Source organism: Limnohabitans sp. DCL3, from assembly GCF_048019295.1.
Lineage (GTDB): Bacteria > Pseudomonadota > Gammaproteobacteria > Burkholderiales > Burkholderiaceae_C > Limnohabitans_A.
In genome coordinates this window covers 273,051-296,913 of record NZ_CP171842.1, presented here as the reverse complement: position 1 = coordinate 296,913, position 23,863 = coordinate 273,051, and the positions used below count along the sequence as shown (strand labels likewise).

The 23,863-nt window shown below is 59.9% G+C and carries 23 protein-coding genes and 1 pseudogene; 7 read left to right on the top strand and 17 right to left on the bottom strand.

Annotated elements, in window-relative coordinates; genetic code table 11:
* Positions 1-16: 16 nt before the first annotated feature.
* From ACHEXK_RS01335 to ACHEXK_RS01300, 8 genes and pseudogenes are all read right to left on the bottom strand, one after another.
* Positions 17-796, bottom strand: a complete 780-nt coding sequence (locus tag ACHEXK_RS01335) for a DUF3025 domain-containing protein (RefSeq protein ID WP_416547459.1) — start codon at positions 794-796, stop codon at positions 17-19.
* Positions 797-855: 59 nt separating this feature from the next.
* Entirely contained in the window at positions 856-1,893 is a 1,038-nt protein-coding gene (gene pyrC / locus ACHEXK_RS01330) for a dihydroorotase (RefSeq protein ID WP_416547458.1), read from the bottom strand.
* Between the two features lie 84 nt (positions 1,894-1,977).
* The gene (locus tag ACHEXK_RS01325) at positions 1,978-2,805 is read right to left on the bottom strand and encodes an amino acid ABC transporter ATP-binding protein (protein ID WP_416547457.1); all 828 of its coding nucleotides are present in this window, start codon (positions 2,803-2,805) and stop codon (positions 1,978-1,980) included.
* A gap of 13 nt (positions 2,806-2,818) precedes the next feature.
* Complete coding sequence (locus ACHEXK_RS01320; protein ID WP_416547456.1) at positions 2,819-3,922, bottom strand: amino acid ABC transporter permease; 1,104 nt, start codon at positions 3,920-3,922, stop codon at positions 2,819-2,821.
* A gap of 1 nt (position 3,923) precedes the next feature.
* The gene (locus tag ACHEXK_RS01315) at positions 3,924-5,123 is read right to left on the bottom strand and encodes an amino acid ABC transporter permease (RefSeq protein ID WP_416547455.1); all 1,200 of its coding nucleotides are present in this window, start codon (positions 5,121-5,123) and stop codon (positions 3,924-3,926) included.
* 83 nt (positions 5,124-5,206) lie between these two features.
* On the bottom strand, positions 5,207-6,235 hold the full coding sequence (locus tag ACHEXK_RS01310) for an amino acid ABC transporter substrate-binding protein (protein WP_416547454.1): 1,029 nt from the start codon (positions 6,233-6,235) through the stop codon (positions 5,207-5,209).
* Positions 6,236-6,515: 280 nt separating this feature from the next.
* Positions 6,516-6,779: pseudogene (locus tag ACHEXK_RS01305) on the bottom strand (LysR family transcriptional regulator); the annotation flags it as partial.
* A 25-nt stretch (positions 6,780-6,804) separates the two neighbouring features.
* Positions 6,805-8,637, bottom strand: a complete 1,833-nt coding sequence (locus tag ACHEXK_RS01300; RefSeq protein WP_416547453.1) for an ABCB family ABC transporter ATP-binding protein/permease — start codon at positions 8,635-8,637, stop codon at positions 6,805-6,807.
* A 42-nt stretch (positions 8,638-8,679) separates the two neighbouring features.
* On the opposite strand from ACHEXK_RS01300, the gene ACHEXK_RS01295 reads away from it, so the two are divergent.
* Positions 8,680-9,090 (top strand): acyl-CoA thioesterase, encoded by a 411-nt coding sequence (locus ACHEXK_RS01295; protein ID WP_416547452.1) that lies wholly within the window; start codon positions 8,680-8,682, stop codon positions 9,088-9,090.
* 9 nt (positions 9,091-9,099) lie between these two features.
* On the opposite strand, the gene ACHEXK_RS01290 is transcribed toward ACHEXK_RS01295, so the two are convergent.
* The 9 genes from ACHEXK_RS01290 to ACHEXK_RS01250 form a co-directional block, all read right to left on the bottom strand.
* Positions 9,100-9,582, bottom strand: coding sequence for a thioesterase family protein (locus tag ACHEXK_RS01290; protein ID WP_416547451.1), 483 nt, complete (start codon positions 9,580-9,582; stop codon positions 9,100-9,102).
* Positions 9,583-9,627: 45 nt separating this feature from the next.
* Entirely contained in the window at positions 9,628-10,392 is a 765-nt protein-coding gene (locus ACHEXK_RS01285) for an enoyl-CoA hydratase (protein WP_416547450.1), read from the bottom strand.
* Between the two features lie 42 nt (positions 10,393-10,434).
* Complete coding sequence (locus tag ACHEXK_RS01280; protein WP_416547449.1) at positions 10,435-10,878, bottom strand: DUF2147 domain-containing protein; 444 nt, start codon at positions 10,876-10,878, stop codon at positions 10,435-10,437.
* Between the two features lie 29 nt (positions 10,879-10,907).
* Positions 10,908-12,719 (bottom strand): acyl-CoA dehydrogenase C-terminal domain-containing protein, encoded by a 1,812-nt coding sequence (locus tag ACHEXK_RS01275; RefSeq protein ID WP_416547448.1) that lies wholly within the window; start codon positions 12,717-12,719, stop codon positions 10,908-10,910.
* Positions 12,720-12,758: 39 nt separating this feature from the next.
* Complete coding sequence (locus ACHEXK_RS01270; RefSeq protein WP_416547447.1) at positions 12,759-13,418, bottom strand: TetR/AcrR family transcriptional regulator; 660 nt, start codon at positions 13,416-13,418, stop codon at positions 12,759-12,761.
* Positions 13,419-13,568: 150 nt separating this feature from the next.
* Entirely contained in the window at positions 13,569-14,432 is an 864-nt protein-coding gene (locus ACHEXK_RS01265) for a fumarylacetoacetate hydrolase family protein (RefSeq protein WP_416547446.1), read from the bottom strand.
* Between the two features lie 25 nt (positions 14,433-14,457).
* Complete coding sequence (locus ACHEXK_RS01260) at positions 14,458-15,216, bottom strand: SDR family NAD(P)-dependent oxidoreductase (RefSeq protein ID WP_416547445.1); 759 nt, start codon at positions 15,214-15,216, stop codon at positions 14,458-14,460.
* Positions 15,217-15,233: 17 nt separating this feature from the next.
* Positions 15,234-15,983: an SDR family oxidoreductase gene (locus ACHEXK_RS01255; protein WP_416547444.1), complete on the bottom strand. Its 750-nt coding sequence runs from the start codon at positions 15,981-15,983 to the stop codon at positions 15,234-15,236.
* The gene (locus ACHEXK_RS01250) at positions 15,980-17,095 is read right to left on the bottom strand and encodes a mandelate racemase/muconate lactonizing enzyme family protein (protein ID WP_416547443.1); all 1,116 of its coding nucleotides are present in this window, start codon (positions 17,093-17,095) and stop codon (positions 15,980-15,982) included. Before ACHEXK_RS01250 ends, ACHEXK_RS01255 begins: the two co-directional genes overlap by 4 nt.
* A 127-nt stretch (positions 17,096-17,222) precedes the next feature.
* Here ACHEXK_RS01250 and ACHEXK_RS01245 point away from each other — a divergent pair, with 127 nt between their 5' ends.
* The 6 genes from ACHEXK_RS01245 (at position 17,223) to ACHEXK_RS01220 (ending at position 23,840) form a co-directional block, all read left to right on the top strand.
* Positions 17,223-17,951: a FadR/GntR family transcriptional regulator gene (locus ACHEXK_RS01245; RefSeq protein ID WP_416547442.1), complete on the top strand. Its 729-nt coding sequence runs from the start codon at positions 17,223-17,225 to the stop codon at positions 17,949-17,951.
* 63 nt (positions 17,952-18,014) lie between these two features.
* Positions 18,015-19,010, top strand: coding sequence for a sialic acid TRAP transporter substrate-binding protein SiaP (locus tag ACHEXK_RS01240; protein WP_416547441.1), 996 nt, complete (start codon positions 18,015-18,017; stop codon positions 19,008-19,010).
* Positions 19,011-19,132: 122 nt separating this feature from the next.
* Positions 19,133-19,708: a TRAP transporter small permease gene (locus tag ACHEXK_RS01235; protein ID WP_416547440.1), complete on the top strand. Its 576-nt coding sequence runs from the start codon at positions 19,133-19,135 to the stop codon at positions 19,706-19,708.
* Positions 19,709-19,729: 21 nt separating this feature from the next.
* The gene (locus ACHEXK_RS01230; protein ID WP_416547439.1) at positions 19,730-21,124 is read left to right on the top strand and encodes a TRAP transporter large permease; all 1,395 of its coding nucleotides are present in this window, start codon (positions 19,730-19,732) and stop codon (positions 21,122-21,124) included.
* 45 nt (positions 21,125-21,169) lie between these two features.
* A complete protein-coding gene (locus tag ACHEXK_RS01225; RefSeq protein WP_416547438.1) occupies positions 21,170-22,699 on the top strand; it encodes a UxaA family hydrolase in 1,530 nt (509 codons plus the stop codon).
* A gap of 88 nt (positions 22,700-22,787) precedes the next feature.
* Positions 22,788-23,840 (top strand): malate/lactate/ureidoglycolate dehydrogenase, encoded by a 1,053-nt coding sequence (locus ACHEXK_RS01220; protein ID WP_416547437.1) that lies wholly within the window; start codon positions 22,788-22,790, stop codon positions 23,838-23,840.
* Positions 23,841-23,863 lie beyond the last annotated feature (23 nt).

Genomic DNA, 23,863 nt, shown 5'->3' with positions numbered 1-23,863 from the left:
GTGTCGGAGTCCAAAATCAAGCCGGTGGCCTGATTTCCGAATTGGCGTACGGTTTTTCAGCGCTAGCCGGCCGGCGACGCGGGCGAAACACGCTGGCATCGGCATAAAACCCGGGGTCTTCGTTGTCGGGCCACCAGCCCGGCACACCCAAAAGCGGCAAGGGGCTGAAGGGTTTAGCGGCCAGCTTTTCAGGCGTCAGGTCTTGCGCCAACCAGGCGTCCAGGTCAGCCTCAGCCACATCTTGCGGCACCCGCCACAGGTGAACGGTGATCGATTTGTAGGGCTGAACGGCTTTTTCCAGCGCAGCATGGCCAAAGGCCCACAAGCGGGTGTGCGCCCATTCGGCCCGCAGGTCGACCAAAGCCTGCGACCAGCGGTGCTCGGTCAACGCGGACCAAAGCGCGTCGGATGGCTGGATGAGCCAAGCGTTTTCGTCGAACACCGTGGCGGCATCGCGCACTGGGCCGCGCACTTGGCCCACGCCCGCACGGGCGATCTCACTCGCTTGCAATTGGTTCAAACGTTTCTTGGCCCGCGGAAAGTGCATCCAGCACAGGGCGTTGAAGAAATCATGCAAGCCCTCGCGCGTGGGCACCTGGCCGGTGGAAAAAATGAAGTCTTCGTAGGCTTGGCCTTCGGGCAAGTGGGCTTGCGGCACAAAGCGCACAGGCACCGGTGCCGGCGTTTGGTTGAGGGCTTGAGGCTGAGGACAACCCGCCGCCACCTGCTGGGCGATGGGTTCGCCCACAGCGCGCCAGTCGGCCAACCAAGGGGCCTGCCAATCGATGTCGGGCACGCTCAGGGCAGATGCCGGGACACCGCTGCGCCCGGCCCCATTCAGGTTCGCGCTCAGGCTCAGAGGCTCACCATCTGCCAGGGCAGACTTTCGCCAGAACGCAGCGGTTTGAGCTGGGCCTCGCCAAACGCAAAGCTCTCTGGCGGTGTCCAGCTTTCCCGGCGCAAGGTGATGGTGCCGGTGTTGCGCGGCAGACCGTAAAAGTCGGCGCCGTTGAAACTGGCGAAGGCTTCGAGTCGGCCCAATGCACCGGCTTGGTCAAAGGCCTCGGCATACATCTCGATGGCCGCGTGCGCGGTGTAGCAACCCGCGCAGCCACTGGCGTGCTCCTTGAGGTGGGCGGGGTGCGGCGCACTGTCGGTGCCCAAAAAGAAACGGGCGTTACCGCTGGTGGCCGCTTGCACCAGCGCCAAGCGGTGCGTCTCGCGCTTGAGCACCGGCAAGCAGTAGTAATGCGGGCGCATGCCTCCCAAAAACAGCGCGTTGCGGTTGTAAAGCAGGTGGTGTGCGGTGATGGTGGCGCCCAAATTCGCATCGCCACTGGCCACGTATTGCGCAGCCTCTTTCGTGGTGATGTGCTCCATCACAATTTTCAGGCCCGGAAAATCGCGGCGCAGGGGGATGAGTTGCTGCTCAATGAACACGGCCTCGCGGTCAAACAGGTCGATGTCCGATGAAGTGACTTCGCCGTGAACCAAGAGCAACACGCCTTCACGCTGCATGGCTTCCAGCACGGGGTAGATCTTGCGCAGATCGGTCACCCCTGCATCGCTGTTGGTGGTGGCCCCTGCCGGGTACAACTTGCAGGCGACCACGCCCGCCGCCTTGGCACGGGCAATTTCGGACGGCGCCAGGTTGTCCGTCAGGTACAGGGTCATGAGCGGCTCAAAGGCCATGTCCGCAGGCACTGCGGACAAAATGCGCTGCTTGTAGGCCAGCGCCTGCTCGGCGGTGGTCACCGGCGGCTTGAGGTTGGGCATGATGATGGCGCGGCCAAATTGGGCGGCGGTGTGCGGCACCACCACGTTCAGGGCGGCGCCATCGCGCACATGCAAATGCCAGTCGTCAGGGCGGGTCAGGGTGAGTTCTTGGGTCATGGGGCGTATTGTCTCAAACCTGCGTCATGGGCAAGGTGGGTAGGCAACTCATGGAACAAGAGGCGGGGCAGAGGGCCGGGGCTCCTACTCGCTTGGCTCGCCAAGTCGCCCCAACCCTCTGCCCCGCCTCTTGTGCGAAGGTTTGAATGGACTGTCTAAGTGCCCCAAGATCTTGGACAAAAAGTCTTGTGCCCGGTCGGTCTGAGGTGCGTCAAAGAACTGCTGCGGAGGCGCTTGTTCGACCACCTGGCCTTGGTCCATGAAGATCACACGGTCAGCCACGGCCTTGGCAAAGCCCATTTCATGCGTCACGCACAGCATGGTCATGCCCTGGCTGGTCAACTCGATCATCACGTCCAGCACTTCCTTGATCATCTCGGGGTCGAGCGCCGATGTGGGCTCATCAAAAAGCATGATTTTGGGGGTCAAGCACAGCGCACGGGCAATGGCCACGCGCTGCTGCTGACCGCCGGACAACTGCAAGGGGTACTTGTGCGCGTGCTCTGAAATGCGCACGCGCTCGAGCTGCACCATGGCTTTGTCCACCGCTTCTTTGCGGGGCATCTTGGCCACCCAAGTGGGCGACAAAATCAGGTTTTCCAACACGGTCAGGTGCGGGAACAGGTTGAACTGCTGGAACACCATGCCGACTTCACGGCGCACTTTGTCAATGCCCTTGAGGTCATCGCCCAACACCGTGCCGTCCACGGTCAGGGTGCCTTCTTGGTATTCCTCCAAGGCGTTGATGCAGCGGATCAAGGTGGATTTGCCCGAGCCTGAGGGGCCGCAGATGACCACTTTTTCGCCTTTGGCAAATTGCAGGTTCACATCGCGCAGCACATGGTAGCCATTGCTGGCATACCACTTGTTCACGCCTTTGAATTCGATCAGGGGGGTAGCGTTGGAGGTCATAGGGGTCTTTCGTTCAACGGACTTTGCTCACGGCCGTGCGCTCTTCAATCCACAGGCTGTAGCGCGACATGGCAAAGCAGAACGCGAAATAAATGAAGGTGATGAAGAGGTAGGCTTCGATCTTGAATGGACGCCAATCGGCATCCGAGTTGAGCGCCAGACCCAAGGCACCGGTCAGCTCATACAAAGAAACGATGGTCACCAAAGAGGTGTCTTTGAACAGCCCGATGAAGGTGTTCATGATGGACGGCACCACGGTGGCCAACGCCTGCGGCAACACAATCATGCGCTGGGTCTGCCAGTAGCTCAGGCCCAAGGTGGCCGCCGCCTCGGTCTGCCCTTTGGGCAAAGCTTGCAGGCCGCCACGGATGACTTCGGCCATGTACGCGCCTGAGAACAGCGTGATGCCCACCACCACACGCACCAGCACATCGATCTTCACACCCTCGGGCATGAACAGTGGCAGCATGAACGAGGCCATGAACAAGACGGTGATCAGCGGCACACCGCGCACCAACTCCACATACAAGGTGCACAAGGTCTTGATGGCCGGCATGTTGGAGCGTCGGCCCAGCGCCACAAAGATGGCCAACGGGAAAGCCAAGGTCATCGAGATCACGGTGAGCATGACGGTCAGTGGCAAGCCGCCCCACTGGTCGGTGTCCACAGGGGTCAGCCCCCCCAATCCACCTTTCATCAGCACGAAATACACGGCGAGCATGACCAGCCAAACCAGCGGCAAGGCCTTGTTCCAAAACCGCGGCATGCAACTGAGGACCACCACGCCCAACATCAGGGCTGTGGCGATCACCGGCCGCCAGTGCTCGGTTTCGGGGTAACGCCCCATCACGATCAATCGGCCTTTTTCAGAGATCACGCCCCAGCAAGCACCGACGCCGCGCATGTCATTGCAAGCTTGCAACTGATTGCCAAAGACCGCCTGCAACACGGCCCAGTCCAGCGAAGACACCAACGCCACCACGCCGAGGGTCAACAACACCAGCGACAAGATGGTGTTGCCCACACTGGAGAACAGGTTGGTGCGCAACCAAGCCAGAGGGCCTGAAGTGCGGCCAGGCATTGGCCGGGCTTCTATCGATTTGAAAACAATGCTCATGTCAGCGCTCCTGAATGGCGGCACTGGCGTTGAACCAGTTCATGAGAGCCGAGGTGATGAGGGACAGTGTCAAGTACACCAACATCACAATGGACAAGGCCTCGATGGCGCGACCTGTTTGGTTCAATGTGGTGTTGGCGATCGACACCAATTCGGGGTAGCCGATGGCCACCGCCAAGGAAGAGTTTTTCGTCAGGTTCAGGTACTGGCTGGTCAAGGGGGGAATGATCACCCGCAGGGCTTGAGGCAACACCACCAAACGCATGGACTGGCTTTTGCTCAATCCCAAAGAAGCAGAAGCTTCGTGCTGCCCCAAGGACACCGAAGCAATACCCGAGCGAACCACTTCGGCAATGAAAGAGGCGGTGTAAAACACCAGACCGCACAGCAGCGCCATGAACTCGGGGCTGAACACACCGCCGTCTTCGATCTGAAAATCGCCAATTTTGGGAACATTCCACTCGGCAGGGGCTCCTCCCGCCAACCAGCCCAAGAGCATCAACGCGAAGGTGACCGCCAACGACAACGCCCACACCGGGCGGGTATGGCCTGTTTGGTCAAAATGCGCCTTGGCCCGACGGCGATAAAAAATCGCAAATGCGCAGCCCATGGCCAGCCCGATGAGGGCCAGTGTTTGCCCCAACTCCCAGACAGGCCAAGGGAAAGAAACGCCGTTTTTGCTCAAATAGAAATGCCCCAACTTCCAGGCTTTGTCGAAATCGGGCAAGGCTTCGGTGAAGACCAAATACCAAATCAGCAATTGCAGGTAAACCGGCACGTTGCGAAAAAATTCCACATAGGCGTAGCAGACCTTGCGCACCAGAAAGTTGGTCGAAAAACGCCCCACCCCCACCAGCACGCCCAGCAAGGTGGCCAGCACAATGCCAATCACAGCCACTTTGAGTGTGTTGAGCATGCCGATGAAAAAGGCCACCAGGTACGTGCTGTTTGACGCGTACGCGATCATCGTTTCACTGATGTCAAAACCAAACGGCTGCAGCAAAAAGTCGTAGCCGCTTTGGATGCCACGCAAACGCATGTTGGTGAGCGTGTTGCGCACCAGCAAACCCACCAAGGCCAGGGCTGAGAGAATCGCGACGATCTGGTAGATGACCGATCGCCCTTCACGACTTCGCCACGAAATGGATCGGCTTTTCTTGCCAGGCAAAGGCCTGGCCTCGATCATAGAAAAATGGGACATGTCAACGGCCTGCAGAAAACCACGGTTACAAAAGATACGCCCCAAGAAGGGGCGTATCCAGAGTCTTTAAGAGAGACTGAAAATCAACGCAGGGGCGCTGCGTACATCAAGCCGCCCTTGCTCCACTGGTTGTTCAAACCGCGTGGCAAATTGATGGCCGTCTTGGGTCCGACGTTGCGCTCGAACATTTCACCGTAGTTACCGGTGGTCTTGATGGCGCGGGCCAACCACTCTTTGTCCAGACCCAGGTGCTTGCCCAAGTCTTCAGTGGCACCCAACAAACGGCCCACTTGTGGGTTGTCGCTGGTTTTCATCTGGTCCACGTTGGCTTGGGTGATGCCGTACTCTTCGGCTTCCACCAAACCAGCCAACACCCATTTGTTGATGGCGAACCACTCGTCGTCACCACGGCGAACCATGGGGCCCAGAGGCTCTTTGGAGATCAGGTCGGGCAACACCACGTGGGCTGCTGGATCTTTGGCTTCTTTGGCGCGCACCGAAGCGAGACCCGATGCGTCGGTGGTGTAGGCTTGGCAACGGCCAGAGAAGTAAGCGCCCGTGGCGGCTTCCACTTTCTCAAACACCACGGGCTTGAGGTTCAGTTTGTTGGCACGGGAAAAATCGGTCAGGTTTTTCTCGGTGGTGGTGCCCGATTGCACGCAGACCGTTGCACCCTTGAGTTGCTTGGCGCTGGTGATTTTGCCTTTGGGGACCATGAAGCCTTGGCCGTCATAGTAATTGGCGCCAATGAAGTGCAGGCCCAAAGAACCATCGCGGTTCAAGGTGTTGGTGGTGTTGCGAGCCAACACGTCCACTTCACCCGATTGCAGAGCGGTGAAACGCTGTTGCGCTGTCAGAGGCACATACTTGACTTTGGTCGCGTCGCTGAGCACAGCCGCAGCCAAGGCACGGCAGTGGTCCACATCCAAACCAGACCAGTTGCCACTGGAGTCGGCGGCTGAAAAACCCGCCAGACCGGTGTTGACGCCGCACACGATTTGTCCGCGCTGCTTGATCTGGTCCAAAGTTTTGCCAGCCATGGCCGACGTGCCAGCCATCAAGCCTGCTGTGGCCAAAACGGCAGTGATCACGGTATGTGCATGTTTTTTCATCGTCTGTATCCTCTTTTCAATTTTGAGCGGCAAAACGCCACTCGTTGATTAAATGCCAAATTTGAGGTGGAACCGACTAGGAGCTTCCCTAGGTGGCACCCTGCACCCCAAAGCCCTATGGGCCGCACCATCATGATGCATTCGCCAAACCCGCATTTGTTGTAAGCACAAAACGCGCCCGAATGGACAAGGGCTTTGATTGTGATCGAAAAACAGCCCCGCTCACGACCCGATGGCCATGAATTCAGCGGGACTAAGGGGCACCTGACCCGGTGGAGGGCGCAGCAGCGCGTTCGCGCAACATGGCACGGGTGTTGTGCAGCGCCTGCAAAACGTCCAGAGCCTGCACATACAAGATCTGCCCGGCCGGTGTGAGCTGGGTCGGGTAAGAACTGCGGTCCACCAAATCGGTTCCCGCCCAAGCTTCCAAAGATTGAATGCGCCTGGAAAAAGCGGGTTGCGTGACATGACGCAACTGCGCCGAACGGCTGAAACTGTGGGTTTCCGCCAAACTCACAAAGTCTTCCAGCCACTTGGTTTCCATGGGTGCGCGCTCGCCAAAGTTCGCTTCAATCGGCCGATTGCTGCAGCGCCCACATGCTGGCATACCGGCCTTGGAGGGCCAGCAATTGGGCGTGGTTGCCGCGCTCGATGATCACGCCCGCTTCCATCACCAAAATCTCGTGCGCATCGACCACGGTGGACAGTCGGTGGGCAATGACCAAGGTGGTTTTGTTTTGGGCCACACTGGCCAGTTCGGCCTGAATGGCCCGTTCATTGGCCGAGTCCAGCGCCGAGGTGGCTTCATCGAACACCAGAATCGGTGGGTCCTTGAGCAAGGTCCGGGCAATGGCGACGCGCTGCTTCTCGCCCCCGGAAAGCTTCAGACCCCGCTCGCCCACCGAGGTTTGGTAGCCTTTGGGGGTAGAGGCAATGAAGTCATGGATGCGTGCCGAACGTGCAGCCCCTTCGATTTCAGCCTGACTGGCACCAGGACGACCATAAGCGATGTTGTAGGCCACGCTGTCATTGAACAACACCGTGTCCTGCGGCACGATGCCCAAGGCTTGACGCACGCTGGCTTGCGTGACCTGCCGAATGTCCTGCCCAGCGATGCGGATGAACCCTTGCTGCACGTCGTAGAAACGGAACATCAAGCGCGCCAAGGTGGACTTGCCCGATCCCGAAGGCCCAACCACCGCCACCGTTTTGCCTGCAGGGATCGTGAAGCTGATGTCTTTCAGGATCGGACGGTCGCTCTCGTAAGCAAAAGACACACGGTCAAACACCACATCGGGCGCCCCTTGCAAGGCCAGCGCAGCGGCACCGGGCACATCGGCCACTTCACGCTCGCGGTCCATCAGCACGAACATCTTGTCCAAATCGGTCAGGCTTTGCTTGATCTCGCGGTACAACACGCCCAAAAAGTTCAGGGGGATGTAGAGCTGGATCATGAAGGCGTTGATCATCACCAAATCACCCAGCGTCATGCGCCCAGCCACCACCCCCTCCGTGGCACGCCACAGCATCGCCACCAAGGCCGAGGCGATGATGAGCTGCTGCCCCGTGTTGAGCACCGACAAGGTGGTCTGCGCCTTGAGCCGCGCCAGGCGCAAACGCTCCAGGCTTTCGTCGTAACGACCCGCCTCAAACTGCTCATTGCCAAAATACTTGACGGTTTCGTAATTCAGCAGCGAGTCAATGGCACGGGTATGGGCAGCGGAATCGAACTCGTTGGCCTGTTTGCGAAACTGGGTGCGCCACTCGGTGATGCGCACCGTGAAGAAGATGTAGAGCGTCAAGGCCAGCAGCGTGATGCCCGCAAACCAGGCGTCGAACTTCACAGCCAAAATGGTCAGCACCAACGCCACCTCGATCAGCGTGGGGATGATGCTGTAGAGCGAGTACGAGATCAAAGACTCAATGCCGCGCACCCCGCGCTCGATGTCACGCGTCATGCCTCCGGTCTGCCGCGCCAGGTGAAAGCGCAGACTCAGGGCGTGCAAATGCTCGAAAGTTTGCAAGGCGATGCTGCGCGAGGCCCCTTGCGTGGCTTTGGCGAAGACCAACTCGCGCAACTCGGTGAAGGCCGAAGTGAGCAAACGCAAAGCGCCATACCCCACCAGCAAGGCCACCGGCACCACCAGCACGGCTTGCGGGTCGCCCGGCTTGAGGCTCATGGCGTCCACCAACTCCTTGAGCAACAAGGGCACGCTCACGTTGGCCAGCTTGGCCCCCAGCATGAGGCCCAGCGCGATGAGCACACGCCATTTGTATTGCCACAAATAAGGCAACAGACGAGACAAGGTTTGCCAGTCACCGCCCGCAGGGGGCTGTGCAGCCTGTCTTGCAGACTGATCGGGGGCAGCAGCGGTTGGAGCGGTTTCGCCATGGTGGCGCATAGAGGACAATCCGGTTTTTGATATCAACCACCGATTGTGCCCATGTCTGACACCCCACACCCCCAAGCCGTGTCTTTGCCCACCGACCAAGAGCTGGTGCTCAAGGTCATCCCCATGCCGGCCGACTGCAATGCCAGCGGCGACATCTTTGGTGGCTGGGTCATGGCGCAAGTCGACTTGGCCGGTGCGGTGTTGCCCGCCCGGCGCGTGCGGGGGCGCATGGTCACCGTGGCGGTGAACGAGTTCATTTTCAAGCAGGCCGTCAAGGTGGGTGACATCTTGTCGTTTTTTTCGCGCATCGTGCGCGTGGGCCGCACCTCGGTCACCGTCAAAGTCGAAGTCTTTGCCGAACGCTTTCAACTGCAGGGCCAGTACATCAAGGTCACCGAAGCGAACCTGACCTATGTGGCGGTGGACGATCAAGGCAAGCCCAGACCTGTGCCAGCCGATTGATCTGCGCCCTCAGGAGACAATGTACGCGGCTGCGCCCGTCGACATCAAGGTGCCATCTGGCCCGCAAAACTCCATGCGGGATGAGCCGACACGCGAACCCACGCGCAAAGCCGTGGCGGTGATGGTGAAGTGCTCGCCAATGCCGGGGCGCAGGTAATCCACCCGCAAATCGATGGTGCCCAGTTTGGCAAAGCGCTCCAGACGCTTCACAGGCGGCTCGTCCATGTGTTTGGCCGCCAGCGCTGCCATCACGGCGGCACTGCCGATGGCGTCCAGCACCGCGCTGATGACGCCACCGTGAATGCGGTTGTAAGCAAAATGTCCAACCAATTCAGGCCGCATGTCGATGCGGGCCTGCACGCCTTCAGGCGTGACCTTGACGAGCTTCAAGCCCAAGGTTTTGTTGAACACTATTTTTTCTTCGTAGATCTGGCGGAAACCTTCGATGTACTCGGGCTCCAGAACGACGGGCATTGGCAATGGATGGGGCATGCGGTTGATTTTAGGGAAGAACCCACAGCCGCAGCCCCCCCAGCTTCACAGTTTGGAAAAATCGGGTTTGCGTTTTTCCATGAAAGCGCCAAAGGCCTCCTTGGCAGCGGGCTCGCGCAGCATGCGGCCGAAACTCTGACCCTCTTCGTCCATCTTTTGCAACACCGCCTGCTGATCGCCGCCCTTCATGAGCCGCTTGGTGGCGATCAGTGAGCTCAAGGGCTTGGCTGCCAATTTGCGCGCTTGGGCTTGGGCATAGCCGTTGACCTCGGTGGGCGGCACGACACGGTTGACCAACCCCACCTCGAGCGCCGCTTCGGCAAAAAATGCCTCGCCCATCAACAACGCTTCGGCTGCCCGGTGGTAACCAAACATGCGCGGTGCCAGCCAGCTGGAAGCAGCCTCGGGGCACAAGCCCAAATTGACAAACGGCATGGAGAACGCGGCGTTGTCACCGGCATAGACCAGATCGCAATGGAACAGCATGGTGGTGCCGATGCCCACCGCAGGCCCGGCCACAGCAGCCAGCAAAGGCTTTTCAAATGTGGCGATAGCGCGCAAAAAACGGAACACGGGCGAGGCTTGCGTGCTGGGCGGCTGGTTCAGAAAGTCACCAATGTCGTTGCCCGCGCTGAAAATGCTCTCATGGCCCTGAAACACCACCACCCGAACGGCTGAATCGGTCGCGGCCTGGGCCACCGCATCGGCCATCGCGGCGTACATGTCAGAGGTGATGGAGTTTTTTTTGTCCAGGCGGTTGAAGGTGATGGTCATCACCCCAGCGTCGGTGTGGGTCAGGATGTCAGACATGGAAAGAGGTCCTTGTGGTGGGCCCTGGCAGGGCCCGTGGGTTTACTGAACACGGATCCAGGTTTGCGTGCGGCCCAAAATCGGCGCGCCAATGAAACCCCGGACTTCGAGCTTTTTGCCACCGTCTATCGGCGTCAAGCGCAGGCTGTAGTTTTTGCCATTTTCGGGATCCAGGATTTTCCCACCCTCCCACACGGCTTTGCCGTCACTTTGTTGACCCCCTCGGATGATTTCCATGCCAATTTTGGGCTTGTCTTTTCGGTCGTCGGTGCACAAGGTGCAGTTGGTCTCGGGGCTGGGCGTGGTGAGCAAGGAACGCTCCACCACACCAGACAAGGTGCCCGCGGCCGTCTGGGTGATGCGAATTTCAGCTTTGGGCTGCTTGCTCTCGTCGTCGATGCTGCGCCAAAGGCCCACCGGGGTCATTTGGGCATGGGCGGCCAGGCTCAGCAGGCCAGTGCTCAGGATCAGTGCGGCTTTGATCATGCGGTTCTTCCTTGGTTGACAGTTGGGATTCAGGCCAGCGCGGCATCGGTGTCCATCAGCACCTCGCTGCCCGCGCGGATGCGGCGCATCAGGGTGGAGGTCTCAGGCATCAGGCGGGTGAAGTAGAAACGCGCGGTCTGCAGCTTGGCTTGGTAAAACGGATCGGGGCGTTGGGCCTCTTCTTCGGCTTGTGCCAATTTGGCCAGCGCAATCTGGGCCGAGCGGGCCCAGAAGTACCCCAGCACCAAGTGGCCCACCACACGCAAGTAGTCGACCGCAGCGGCGCCCACTTCGTCGGCATTGCTCATGGCTTTCATGCCCACTTCGCCGGTCAGCTGCGTGAGCTTCTGACCCAGATCGGCCAGCGGCTTGATGAACTCGCCCATGGCCTCGTTGGCCATCTCGGCCTTGACCAGTTGCTCGACCAGCTTGCCAAATTTTTTGAGCGTGGCCCCCTGGTTGCCCAACACCTTGCGGCCCAGCAAATCGAGCGACTGGATGGTGTTGGTGCCTTCGTAGATCATGTTGATGCGGGCATCGCGCACGAATTGCTCCATGCCCCACTCCTTGATGTAGCCGTGTCCGCCAAAGACCTGTTGGCAGGCCGATGTGGCTTCCCAGGCGTTGTCGGTGGTGAAGGCCTTGACGATGGGCGTGAGCAGCGCCACGACTTCGGCGGCTTCGGCCCGAACGGCCTCGTCAGGGTGATGGAGTTCTTTGTCCAGCAGCAAGGCGCAGTAGCAAGCCAGGGCGCGACCGCCTTCGGCATAGGCCTTGGCAGTCATGAGCATGCGGCGCACATCGGGGTGGACGATGATCGGGTCTGCGGGTTTGCCGGGCGCTTTCACCCCTGTGAGTGAACGCATTTGCACGCGGTCTTTGGCATAAGCCAGCGCATTTTGGTAAGCCACTTCGGTCAAGCCCAGCGACTGGTTGCCGACGCCCAAGCGGGCAGCGTTCATCATCACAAACATGGCCGCCAAACCTTTGTTGGGCTGCCCCACCAAAGTGCCCACCGCCTCGTCCAGCACCATCTGGCAAGTCGCGTTGCCGTGGATGCCCATTTTGTGCTCCAGACCCCCGCAATAAATGCCGTTGCGCTCGCCCATGCTGCCGTCGCTGGCCACCTTGAATTTGGGCACGAGAAAGAGGCTGATGCCTTTGCTGCCGGGAGGCGCGTCGGGCAAACGGGCCAACACCAGGTGCACGATGTTGGGCGCCAAATCGTGCTCGCCTGCGCTGATGAAAATCTTTTGGCCGCTGATGCGGTAAGTGCCGTCGGCCTGTGGCTCGGCTTTGGTGCGCAAGAGCCCCAAGTCGGTGCCGCAATGCGGCTCGGTCAGGCACATGGTGCCGGTCCACTCGCCACTGGTGAGCTTGGGCAGGTACAGGGCTTTTTGCTCGGCCGTGCCGTGCGCGTGCAGGCACTCGTAAGCACCGTGACTCAAGCCCGGGTACATGGTCCAGGCCTGGTTCGAGGAGTTGAGCATTTCATAAAAACACTGGTTGACCACAAAGGGCAAACCTTGCCCACCGTAGTCGGGATCGCAGCTGAGCGATGGCCAGCCGCCGGCCACGTACTGCGCATAAGCTTCTTTGAAGCCATCGGGCGCTCGGACATCGTGTGTGTCGCGGTTGAGTTGACAGCCTTGCGCATCGCCCGAGATGTTGATGGGGAACACCACTTCAGCCGCGAACTTGCCGCCCTCTTCAAGCACCGCATTGATGGTGTCAGCATCGGTCTCGGCATGCTTGGGCAAGGCTTTGAGTTCGCTGCTCACGTTGAGCAATTCGTGCAAGACGAACTGCATGTCACGAAGGGGGGGGTTGTAGACGGGCATGAAAGTCTCCTTTGAACGAGGGGTGAATGGTGAAAGCGGTCAAGTCTTGACCGCATAGCGGGCCAAGATGTGTGCAAAACCCCGACGGGCGTGGTCAGTGGCCGCGGGGTTGCGCAAGAATCGGGCTTCGTAGTGCAGCGCCAAAATCAGGCCATGGATTTCAAAGGCAATTTGGTGGGCATCGGCCTCGCGAATGAGTTGACCTTCTGCTTGCGCCAACTCCACGGCTCGGCGCAAGGCCGTCTGCCATGTGGCCACCGACGAGGCCAAGGCATCGCGCACGGGGCCGCTGCGGTCGTCAAACTCCACCGCACCACTGATGTAGATGCAGCCCGAATCGATCTCGGCGGAAGTCTGCACCATCCAGTTGTCAAACATCGCTTGCAAGCGCGGCACGCCCCGGTTTTTTTGCATGGCGGGGTAAAACACACTGGACTCAAAGCGATCGTGGTATTCACGGATCACCGAAATTTGCAACTCTTCTCGTGAACCAAAGTGGGCAAAGACGCCCGACTTGCTCATGCCCGTGACTTCGGCCACGGCGCCAATGGACAGCCCCTCCAAACCAATTTGCGAGGCCAAGCCCAAAGCGGCATCGATGATCACCGCTTTGGTTTGCTGACCTTTGATCAGCAGCCGTTTACCCGGCTCAGCAGCGGGTGAACTTTCAGCTTTGGAAGAGGGGACACGATCGGTCATGGGGCATTTTAAAAAAGAACGACCGTTCTATTTTGCACCAAAACCGGACCCTGTCCCACAAACCCTGCCCATGTCAGGGTAAATCAGGGGGGTGCCATGGCGTCGGGGCTGACATTCAGCCCCGACATGGCCTTGTTCAAAGACCGTGCATCAGGCCTTGAAAGCGACAACCTTCTGGGTTTGCTCACCCAAACCGTCGATGCCCAAACGCATCACATCACCGCGCTTCAAGAACACTGGGGCTGGCTTGCCGTCCACCTTGACACCCATGCCCACGCCAGGGGGTGTGCCCGTGGTGATGATGTCACCGGGCTCGAGCGTCATGAACTGGCTCACATAGCTGACCAACTTGGCCACGCCAAAGATCATGGTTTTGGTATTGCCGGTCTGAAAACGCACGCCGTTCACGTCCAGCCACATGCCCAAGGCTTGTGGGTTGGGCACTTCGTCACGCGTCACCAACCAAGGGCCTACGGGGCCGAAGGTGTCGCAACCCTTGCCCTTGTCCCACGTGGCACCGCGCTCGAGTTGGTACTCGCGCTCGCTCACATCGTTGATCACACAGTAACCAGCCACATGGTTCAGGGCGTCTTTTTGCGTGACATAGCGTGTGCGCGTTCCGATCACGATGCCCAATTCGACTTCCCAATCGGTTTTCTTGGAACCCTTGGGCAGCATCACGTCGTCGTTGGCACCCTGGATGCAGGAAATGGCTTTGGTGAACACAATGGGTTCGGCCGGAATGGGCATGCCCGATTCAGCCGCGTGGTCCGCGTAGTTCAGGCCGATGGCGATGAACTTGCTGGTGTAAGAGATGGGCGTGCCAAAACGCTTTTTGCCACGCACCAGGGGCAGCTTGTCAGTTTTGACTTTCGCCAGTTTGGCCAAGGCCTTGTCGTTCAGTTGGTCGGGCGAGATGTCTTTGACCACGCCGCTCAAGTCGCGCAAGCGGCCTTCAGCGTCGATCAGGCCGGGTTTCTCTTTGCCGGGTTGGCCATAACGAACGAGTTTCATGGTTGCCTTTCAGTTTTCAAATGAATCAATAAGTGGAGCGGCCGCCGGACAAGTCAAAGACCGCGCCGGTGGAGAAGGAACATTCTTCGGTGCTCAGCCAAGTCACCATGGCCGCCACTTCTTCGGGCTCGCCAAAGCGGGCCATTGGAATTTTGGAGAGCATGAACTGGATGTGCTCGGGCGTCATTTGATCAAAAATCGCCGTCTTCACAGCCGCCGGGGTGACACAGTTGACGCGCACACCGGTGTCGGCCAGCTCTTTGCCCAAGGACTTGGTGAGACCGATGACGGCCGCCTTGCTTGCGCTGTAAGCGCTGGCGTTGGGGTTGCCGTCTTTGCCTGCAACGGAGGCGATGTTGACGATGCGCCCGTAATTGCGGGCTTTCATGTGGGCGCTGAGTTCACGGCAGCAATGGAACAGGCCGTTCACGTTCACATCGAACACCTGTTTCCAAGCGTCGACCGGATAGTCCCAAACTTTGACGTTGGGCCCGGTGATGCCGGCACTGTTGACCAACACATCCACCTGCGCCAGTGCCGTGGTTTGCGCCGTGGCCTTCACCACCGAAGCGTGCTCGGTCACATCCACCTGCACCGAGTTGACCACCGCGCCCAGCTGGCCTTGCCGCAGCTGCTCTGCCGCTTTGGCCATGCCAGCCGCATCGCGGTCCCAAATCGTGACACGTGCGCCCGAGGCCAACATGCGCTGCGCAATGGCCAGTCCCAAACCGGTCGCGCCGCCGGTGATGACCGCATGACGGCCTTTCATGTCCAACAAATTCATGAGCATCTTTCTGAAATTCAAATGGTCATGCCACCGTCCACCATGTAGGCATTGCCCGTGGCGAAGATGGATTCGTCAGAAGCGAGGAAGGTGACGATGGGCGCGATCTCGTGCGCCTGCGCCAAACGTCCCATGGGCTGGCGGTTGATGAAGTCTTTGCGGGCCTGCACCGGATCGGCATAACTGTTGATGCGGTCTTGCAAGGACGGTGTGTCCACGGTGCCGGGGCAAATCGCATTGCAACGCACACCTTGGCGCACATAGTCGGCGGCCACGCTTTTGGTCAAACCGATCACGGCCGCCTTGCTGGTGCCATAGATGAAGCGGTTGGGCAAGCCCTTGACACTGGAGCACACGCTGGCCATGTTGATGATGCTGGCGCCGCGCCCGTCCTGTGCGAACTGCGCCACCATTTTGGGAATGGCCGCCTGGATCATCCAAAACTGCGAACGCACGTTCAGGTTGAAGGCAAATTCCCACTCCTCGTCGGTGGCCAATTCGATGTTGCCGTTGTGCACAAAACCCGCGCAATTGAACAAGATGTCGATGCGCGGCAGACTGGCCACCTGGGCGGCGATGGCCGACTTGTCCAGCACGTTCAGCACGGCCGTGTGCACATGGGCCACGCCTTCATACGACTTGAGCAGCTCGGCATTCACATCGGTCGCATAAACCGTCGCGCCTTCTGCGGCCATGGCCAATGCGGCCGCTTGGCCAATGCCTTGGCCAGCGGCGGTGACCAGCGCGATTTTTCCTTTGAGTCTCATGGGGTTTGGATCTCCAGATGGGTGATTTGTTGGCTTGCAATGGCCGCCCAATCCCAGGCAATGCCCAAGCCAGGCGCGGTGGGTGGGATGGCAAAGCCGTCTTGAACTTGCATGCGCGAGGTGGTGATGTCGTCGAGCTGCGGAATGTATTCGACCCAGGTGGCGTTGGGCACGGCCGCGCACAGGCTCACATGCAACTCCATCAAAAAGTGCGGGCACACCGCCACATCGAAGGTTTCGGCCAAGTGTGCGGTCTTGATCCAAGGCGTGATGCCGCCAATGCGCGACACATCGGGCTGCACCACAGAACACGCGCCCTGCTCCAGATATTCGCGGAACTGCATGGGGTGGTACATGGACTCGCCCACGGCCACAGGAATGGTGGTGTGCTCGCGCAACTGGCGATGACCCGAAACATCTTCGGCAGGCAAAGGCTCTTCCATCCACGCCAGACCCAGTCCATCGAAAGCCCGGGCACGTCGCACGGCCTCGGCACGGTTGAAGCCCTGGTTGGCATCGGTCATCAAGTCGAAGCCCGGCCCCACCGCATCGCGCACGGCACTCAGACGGGCCACATCCTCGCTCACATGGGGTCGGCCAATCTTGATCTTGGCACCCTTGAAACCCTGAGACTGCGCCTCCAAGGTTTGGTCCACCAAGGCCTCGGGTGACAAATGGAGCCAGCCGCCTTCGGTGGTGTAGAGCGGCACACGCGCCTGCGCCCCACCCAACAATTGCCAAAGCGGCAAACCCTGGCTTTGCGCGCGCCAGTCCCACAAAGCGGTGTCCACACAGGCCAATGCCAAACTGGTCATCGCTCCCACAGCGGTGGCGTGGGTGTGAAAAAACAAATCTTTCCAGATCGCTTCAACCAACACGGGCTTGCGCCCGATGAGACGGGGCGCCAAGTGGTCTTTGAGCAGCGCAACCACCGACGACCCCCCCGTCCCAATGGTGTAGGCGTAGCCCGTGGCCTCGATCCCGTCGCTGCAATGCAGCGTGAGCAGCACGGTTTCTTGCGTCACAAAAGACTGGATGGCGTCGGTGCGCAAGACTTTGGGTGGCAAATTGACTTGCCGAAGGCTCACGCGTTCAATGGTGACTGAAGACATGCAAATGGCGTGTGTGGAATGAGGGTTTATGCGGGGCTAAAAAAGCTTGACCGCTGAAAACTGGACGTGTGATGATTGTGCAACTGGTCTGACCACTTGTCCAATTCACGTTATCCCTGATCACCCCATGCCCTTGCACACCGTGGCCCCGCAACGCTTGTACCGACAGATTGCCGAACAACTTCGGCAACTGATGGTGACGGGCGAATTTGCACTGGGTTCGCGTTTACCCGCCGAGCGTGACTTGGCCGTGCAATTGGGCGTGAGTCGCCCCTCGGTGCGCGAAGCATTGATTGCCCTGGAGGTGGAAGGCATGATCGAAGTGCGGACTGGCTCAGGTATTTATGTGCAACGCCTTGAAGCGCGCAGCACGCCCCCCGTCACACCCGCACCGGATGCGGACACCCCTGCCGACTGGGGCCCACTGGAAGTGATGAGCGCCCGCTTACTGGTCGAGGCCGAAGTGGCCGCATTGGCCGCCACCCACGCACAAAAATCCGACCTCAAAGCCATCAAAACAGGCTTGCAGCAAATGAAGCTCGAAGCCGCTCGCGATCAAGTGCCACGCGAGGGCGACGAAGCTTTCCACGAAGCCATTGCCCAAGCCTGCGGCAACAGCGTGCTGCTCGACACCGTGCAGCGCTATTGGCAAGCCCGCAACGGCCCCTTGTTTGAGCGACTGGGCGACTATTTTGAGCACCCCGCGTCGTGGCAAGCCGCCATCGCAGAACACCAACACGTCTTGCTGGCCATTGAGGCGCACGACGCCAGCGCCGCACGCAAAGCCATGCACAAGCACCTGAAACAAGCCCACAAAAGATACAGCGCGAGCTGGCGCCGCGCGCCTGCCCGCTAGCGCCATGCGAAGGGCATGCAATTTTTCCGCGTCAGCATTTTCCAAACCAAAAAGGAGACAGAGATGAGCAAACGAATGACCCTGAAAACCCTGGCCACCGTCGGCGCCTTTGCCGTGGGCGCCATGACGGTGCTGGGCAGCACCGCGGTGCAAGCCCAACAAAAAATCAAGTGGGCCCACGTCTACGAGACATCGGAGCCGTACCACACCGAATCGGTGTGGGCAGCCGACGAGATCAAAAAACGCAGCAACGGCAAGTACGACATCCAAGTCTTCCCCGCATCCACTTTGGGCAAAGAAACCGACATCAACCAAGGCCTGACGCTGGGCACGGTGGACATGATCATCAGCGGCCCCTCGTTTGCAGCCCGCACCTACCCTCGCTTTGGCATCGCCTACTACCCCTTCATCTTCCGCGATGGCGACCACCTGATCGCTTATTCCAAGAGTGCGGTGTTCCAGGAGATGGTCAACGAGTTTCGGGCCAAAACAGGCATCCAGGTCACGGCCTACACCTACTACGGCGCCCGGCACACCACGGCCCAAAAGCCGTTCACCAACTGTGCCGGCATGAAGGGCATCAAGATCCGCGTGCCCGATGTTCCCGCCTACACCGCCACACCCAAATCGTGCGGCGCCAACCCCACGCCCATTGCATTTGCCGAGGTCTATCTGGCCCTGCAAAACGGCACGGTAGAGGCCCAGGAAAACCCGCTGACCACCATCGAAGCCAAAAAGTTCTATGAGGTGCAAAAAGCCATCATGCTGACGGGCCACATCGTCGACGGTTTGACCACACAAATTGCACCCCATCTGTGGAACAAGCTCAGCGATGCTGAAAAGAAAATGTTCACCGAAGTGACTCAAGAAGCCGCTGTGCGCGCCACCGCCAAGATCAAGGCACGTGAAGCGGAGTTGGTCGACGAGTTCAAGAAGAAAGGCCTGCAAATCGTGCAGGTGGACCGCAAGTCGTTCCAAGATGCCGTCCTGAAAAACGCCCCCCTGACTTCGATGGGCTTCACGCAGTCTGATTTCGACAAGATCCAGGCCGCCAAGTAAAGTGCTCTCGCGTCTGGCTTGGCGCTGGACGCATTCGCCTGCAACCCTGGCCCACCCGCAGACCGGACTGACGCCGTTCGGTCTGCGGCAGATGGGCGACCTCTCGACCCCAAGGACACGCCATGAGCAACCTCCCCGACCTCGACGCCATGCCCAAAGTCATGGGCGACGATGGCCAGTTTCACGCCACCGACGACGAAGTGGATCTGTCGGGCACCCCGATCGAAGCCTGGGTGGCACTGGTTTTCTTTTGGACTCTGGGCCTCACGGTGTTTTACCAATTTTTCACACGCTATGTGATGAACAACTCGGCCTCTTGGACCGAGGAGATTGCACGCTATTTGCTCATTGCCACGGTGTTCACGGGCGCGACGATTGGTGTGGCCAAAAACAACCACATCCAAGTGGACTTTTTCTTTCGATTCATGCCCGACTGGCTGGGCCGCTTCATGGGCGTGGTGGTCGATGTGATGCGCATCGCCTTCTTTGCAGCCGCCACCGTCCTCACCGGACAGATGATGGAAAAACTGGGCAGCTACAAGATGACCATCATCGACTTGCCCATGAACCTCGTCTATGGCGTGGTGATGGCTGGGTTTGCCGCCATGTGCCTGCGCGCTGTGTGGGTCGCCAAAGTGCATTGGCAACGCGGCTACACCGTGCTGCAACGCCCCGAATCTGAAATGACCGACCGCTGAAACGCCCATAGAAAGTTCGCCATGCTGAAAATTCTTTTTCTCATCCTCATGAGCGGTGGTATTCCAGTGGCCATTGCCATGGCAGGAGCGTCGCTGATATACCTGTTGTTTGCCGAAAGCTCACCCCCATTTGTGGTGATCCACCGCATGGTCTCGGGCATCGACAGCTTTCCGCTGCTGGCCGTGCCCTTCTTCATCTTGGCGGGCAACCTGATGAACAACGCCGGCATCACCAACCGCATTTACAACTATGCGCTGGCCTTGGTGGGCTGGCTCAAAGGAGGACTCGGTCACGTCAACGTCGTCGGCTCGGTCGTGTTTGCGGGCATGAGTGGCACCGCCATTGCCGACGCCGCCGGTCTGGGGACCATCGAAATCAAGGCCATGAAGGACCATGGCTACAGCACCGAGTTTGCCGTGGGCGTCACGGCCGCTTCGGCCACACTGGGTCCCATCATCCCGCCCAGCTTGCCTTTTGTGATCTACGGCATGATGGCCAATGTGTCGGTGGGTGCTTTGTTCCTCGCGGGCATCTTGCCGGGCATCTTGATGGCGCTGCTCATGATGCTCACGGTGGCCTATTTCGCCCACAAAAACGGCTGGGGTGCCGATGTGAAATTCGAGTGGCCCAAAGTCATCAAGGCTTTGGCCGAAACCGCTGTCGTGGTGGGCTGGCCATTGGCCATTTGGTGGTTGGTGAACACCCTGGGCACACCACCGCAAATGACGGTGTTTGTGGCGCTGATCGTTTTGTTTGCGGCCGACAAGTTCTTCAATTTTCAGGCCGTGTTGCCCATCATGACGCCCGTGATTTTGATTGGCGGCATGACGACTGGCGTGTTCACCCCCACCGAAGGGGCAATTGCCGCTTGCGTCTGGGCCATTGCGCTGGGCTTTTTTTGGTACCGCACGCTCAACTTCAAGATGTTCGTGAAAATCTGCCTGGACACCGTGGAGACCACGGCCACCGTGCTGTTCATCGTGGCGGCCGCCAGCATTTTTGGCTGGATGCTCACCGCCACCGGCGTGACCACCGCCATCTCCAGCTGGGTGCTGGGCTTCACGCAAGAGCCTTGGGTGTTCTTGTTGCTGGCCAATGCGCTCATGCTGTTTGTTGGCTGCTTCCTGGAGCCCACCGCCGCCATCACCATCCTGGTGCCGATTCTGGTGCCGATTTGCCAGCAACTGGGCATCGACCTGGTGCACTTCGGTCTGGTCATGGTGCTGAACCTCATGATCGGCTTGCTGCACCCGCCCATGGGCATGGTGCTGTTTGTGCTGGCCCGGGTGGCCAAACTCAGCGTGGAGCGCACCACCATGGCCATCTTGCCCTGGCTGTTCCCCTTGTTGGGCAGCCTGGCCGTCATCACCTATGTCCCCAGCTTGGTGCTGTGGTTGCCCAAGCAGTTTTATTGACACCACGGGGCCCATTTCTGCCCCGTTTTTTGAACGACGCTCAACATGTCCCCTCTTTTCATCCGCCTGCACCCGTCCGATGACGTGGTGATTGCCCGCAGCCAACTCATGAGTGGCAGCACCGTTGATGGCGTGGCCGTGCGTGGCCTGATCCCGCCGGGTCACAAAGTGGCCACCCGCGCCATCGCCACTGGTGAGCCGGTGCGACGCTACAACCAGATCATCGGTTTCGCCTCGCAAGCCATTGCACCGGGCGAACATGTGCACACGCACAACCTGAACATGGGCGCTGAAAAAGGCAACTTCGAACGCGACTACGCCATTGGCCAAGATGTCAAGCCTGAACCCCTGCGCCAGCAAGCGACTTTCATGGGCTACAAACGCTCGGACGGCCGCGTGGCCACACGCAATTACATCGGTGTGTTGTCCAGCGTGAACTGCTCGGCCACCGCAGCACGCGCGATAGCCGACCACTTCTCCAAACGCAACAACCCCTCGGCACTCGCCAACTTTCCCAATGTGGACGGCGTGGTCGCTTTGACCCACGGCACGGGCTGCGGCATGGACACCGAAGGACTGGGCATTCAACTGCTCGAGCGCACGCTGGCCGGTTACGCCACACACGCCAACTTCTGGGGCGTGGTGGTGGTGGGCCTTGGCTGCGAGGCCAACCAGCTCAACACTTGGCTGGCCCACAGCAGCCTGCGCGAGGGCGACACCCTCAAGGTCTTCAACATCCAGGACACGGGCGGCACGCGCCTGACGGTCGAAAAAGGCATTGCCTTGATCGAAGAGATGCTGCCCCGCGCCAACGCCATCACGCGCGAGCCTTGCAGCGCCGAGCACATCACCGTGGGGCTGCAGTGCGGCGGCTCGGACGGCTACTCGGGCATCAGCGCCAACCCCGCTTTGGGCGTGGCGGTGGATTTGCTGGTGCAGCACGGCGGCACCGCCATCCTGAGCGAAACCCCTGAGATCTATGGTGCGGAGCACTTGCTCACGCGCCGGGCGGTGAAACCCGAAGTAGCCCACAAACTCATCGAGCGCATCCGCTGGTGGGAGAACTACACCGCCATCAACGGCGGCGAAATGAACAACAACCCCTCGCCCGGCAACAAGGCGGGCGGCTTGACCACCATCCTGGAGAAATCCTTGGGCGCTGTGGCCAAAGGCGGCACCAGCAACCTGCAGGCGGTGTACGAATACGCCGAACCCGTCACCGCCAAAGGTTTTGTCTACATGGACACGCCCGGCTACGACCCGGTCAGTGCCACCGGCCAAGTGGCCGGTGGGGCCAACCTGATCTGCTTCACCACCGGGCGCGGCAGCGCTTACGGCTGCGCGCCTTCGCCCAGCTTGAAGTTCTCGACCAACACCGCACTGTGGAACAAACAAGAAGAGGACATGGACCTCAATTGCGGAGAAATCGTGGACGGCGGCGTGAGCATCGCCGAGATGGGTCAACGCATTTTTGACCTGATTTTGGCCGCAGCCTCGGGCGAACCCACCAAGAGTGAGCGCCATGGTTACGGACAAAACGAGTTTGTGCCGTGGCAAGTGGGCGCGGTGATGTAAATCATGGCGGACAACGCTTGAGCGCTGTCCCGATCGGATGTTTTGGGGGACCGTTCTTGAGCGCTGCCCCCACCCTTGAAGCAAGAACATGAGCCACACAATTTCTGCCAGCGATCTGCGCACCCAAGTCAGCCGCATCCTTGAACAAGCGGGCAGTGCCCCTGCAGAGGCCGCACAAGTGGCCGACAACTTGGTCATGGCCAATTTGAGTGGGCACGACTCGCACGGCGTGGGCATGGTGCCGCGCTATGTGGATGCCGTGCTCGAAGGGGGCCTGAGTCCCAACACGGGTGTGAAGGTGTTGCTCGACACCGGCCCCTTGCTGAACCTGGACGGACAACGTGGCTACGGCCAGATCACCGGCGTGCAAGCCATGCAGATGGGCATTGAGCGCGCCCAGCAGCACGGGGTGTGCACCGTGGCCCTGAGCCGCTCCCATCACCTGGGCCGCATTGGGCATTTTGCCGAGATGGCCGTGGCGCAAGGTTTGGTGTCCGTGCATTTTGTGAATGTGCTCTCGCGCCCGGTGGTCGCCCCCTTTGGCGGTGGTGATGGGCGCTTTGGCACCAACCCCTGCTGCATCGGCGTGCCCATGGGCAGCCGCGAACCCTTTGTGCTGGACTTTGCCACCAGCCGCGTGGCGCAAGGCAAGATGCGCGTCGCCCACAACAAGGGCGAGCAGGTGCCACCCGGTTATTTGATCGACGAGCACGGCCACCCCACCACCAACCCCGGCGTGGTGGTGGTGCCGCAGTCCAATGGCCTGTTTGGCGCGCTCATGACGTTTGGCGAGCACAAAGGCTTTGGCATGGCCGTGGCCTGTGAACTGCTGGGCGGCGCCCTCACCGGCAGCGGCACCTGGCACCGCGAAGCCGACCAGCAACGCGCCGTGCTCAACGGCATGTTGACGATGCTGATCGACCCCTCTCGCCTGGGCACGCAAGCCCTGTTCGAGCAAGAAGCCCTGGCCTTTGCCGACTGGCTGCGGCAAAGCCCAGATGCCCCGGGCAGCCGTGGCGTGCAACTCGCAGGCGAAGCCGAACGCGCCGCTCGCGCTGATCGCGCGCAAACCGGCATCTGCATCGACGAGGCCACTTGGGCCGAAATCCAAGCCGCCGAACACAAACTCCAACGACCTTGAGCGCGGCTGCGCCCAAAGCATTT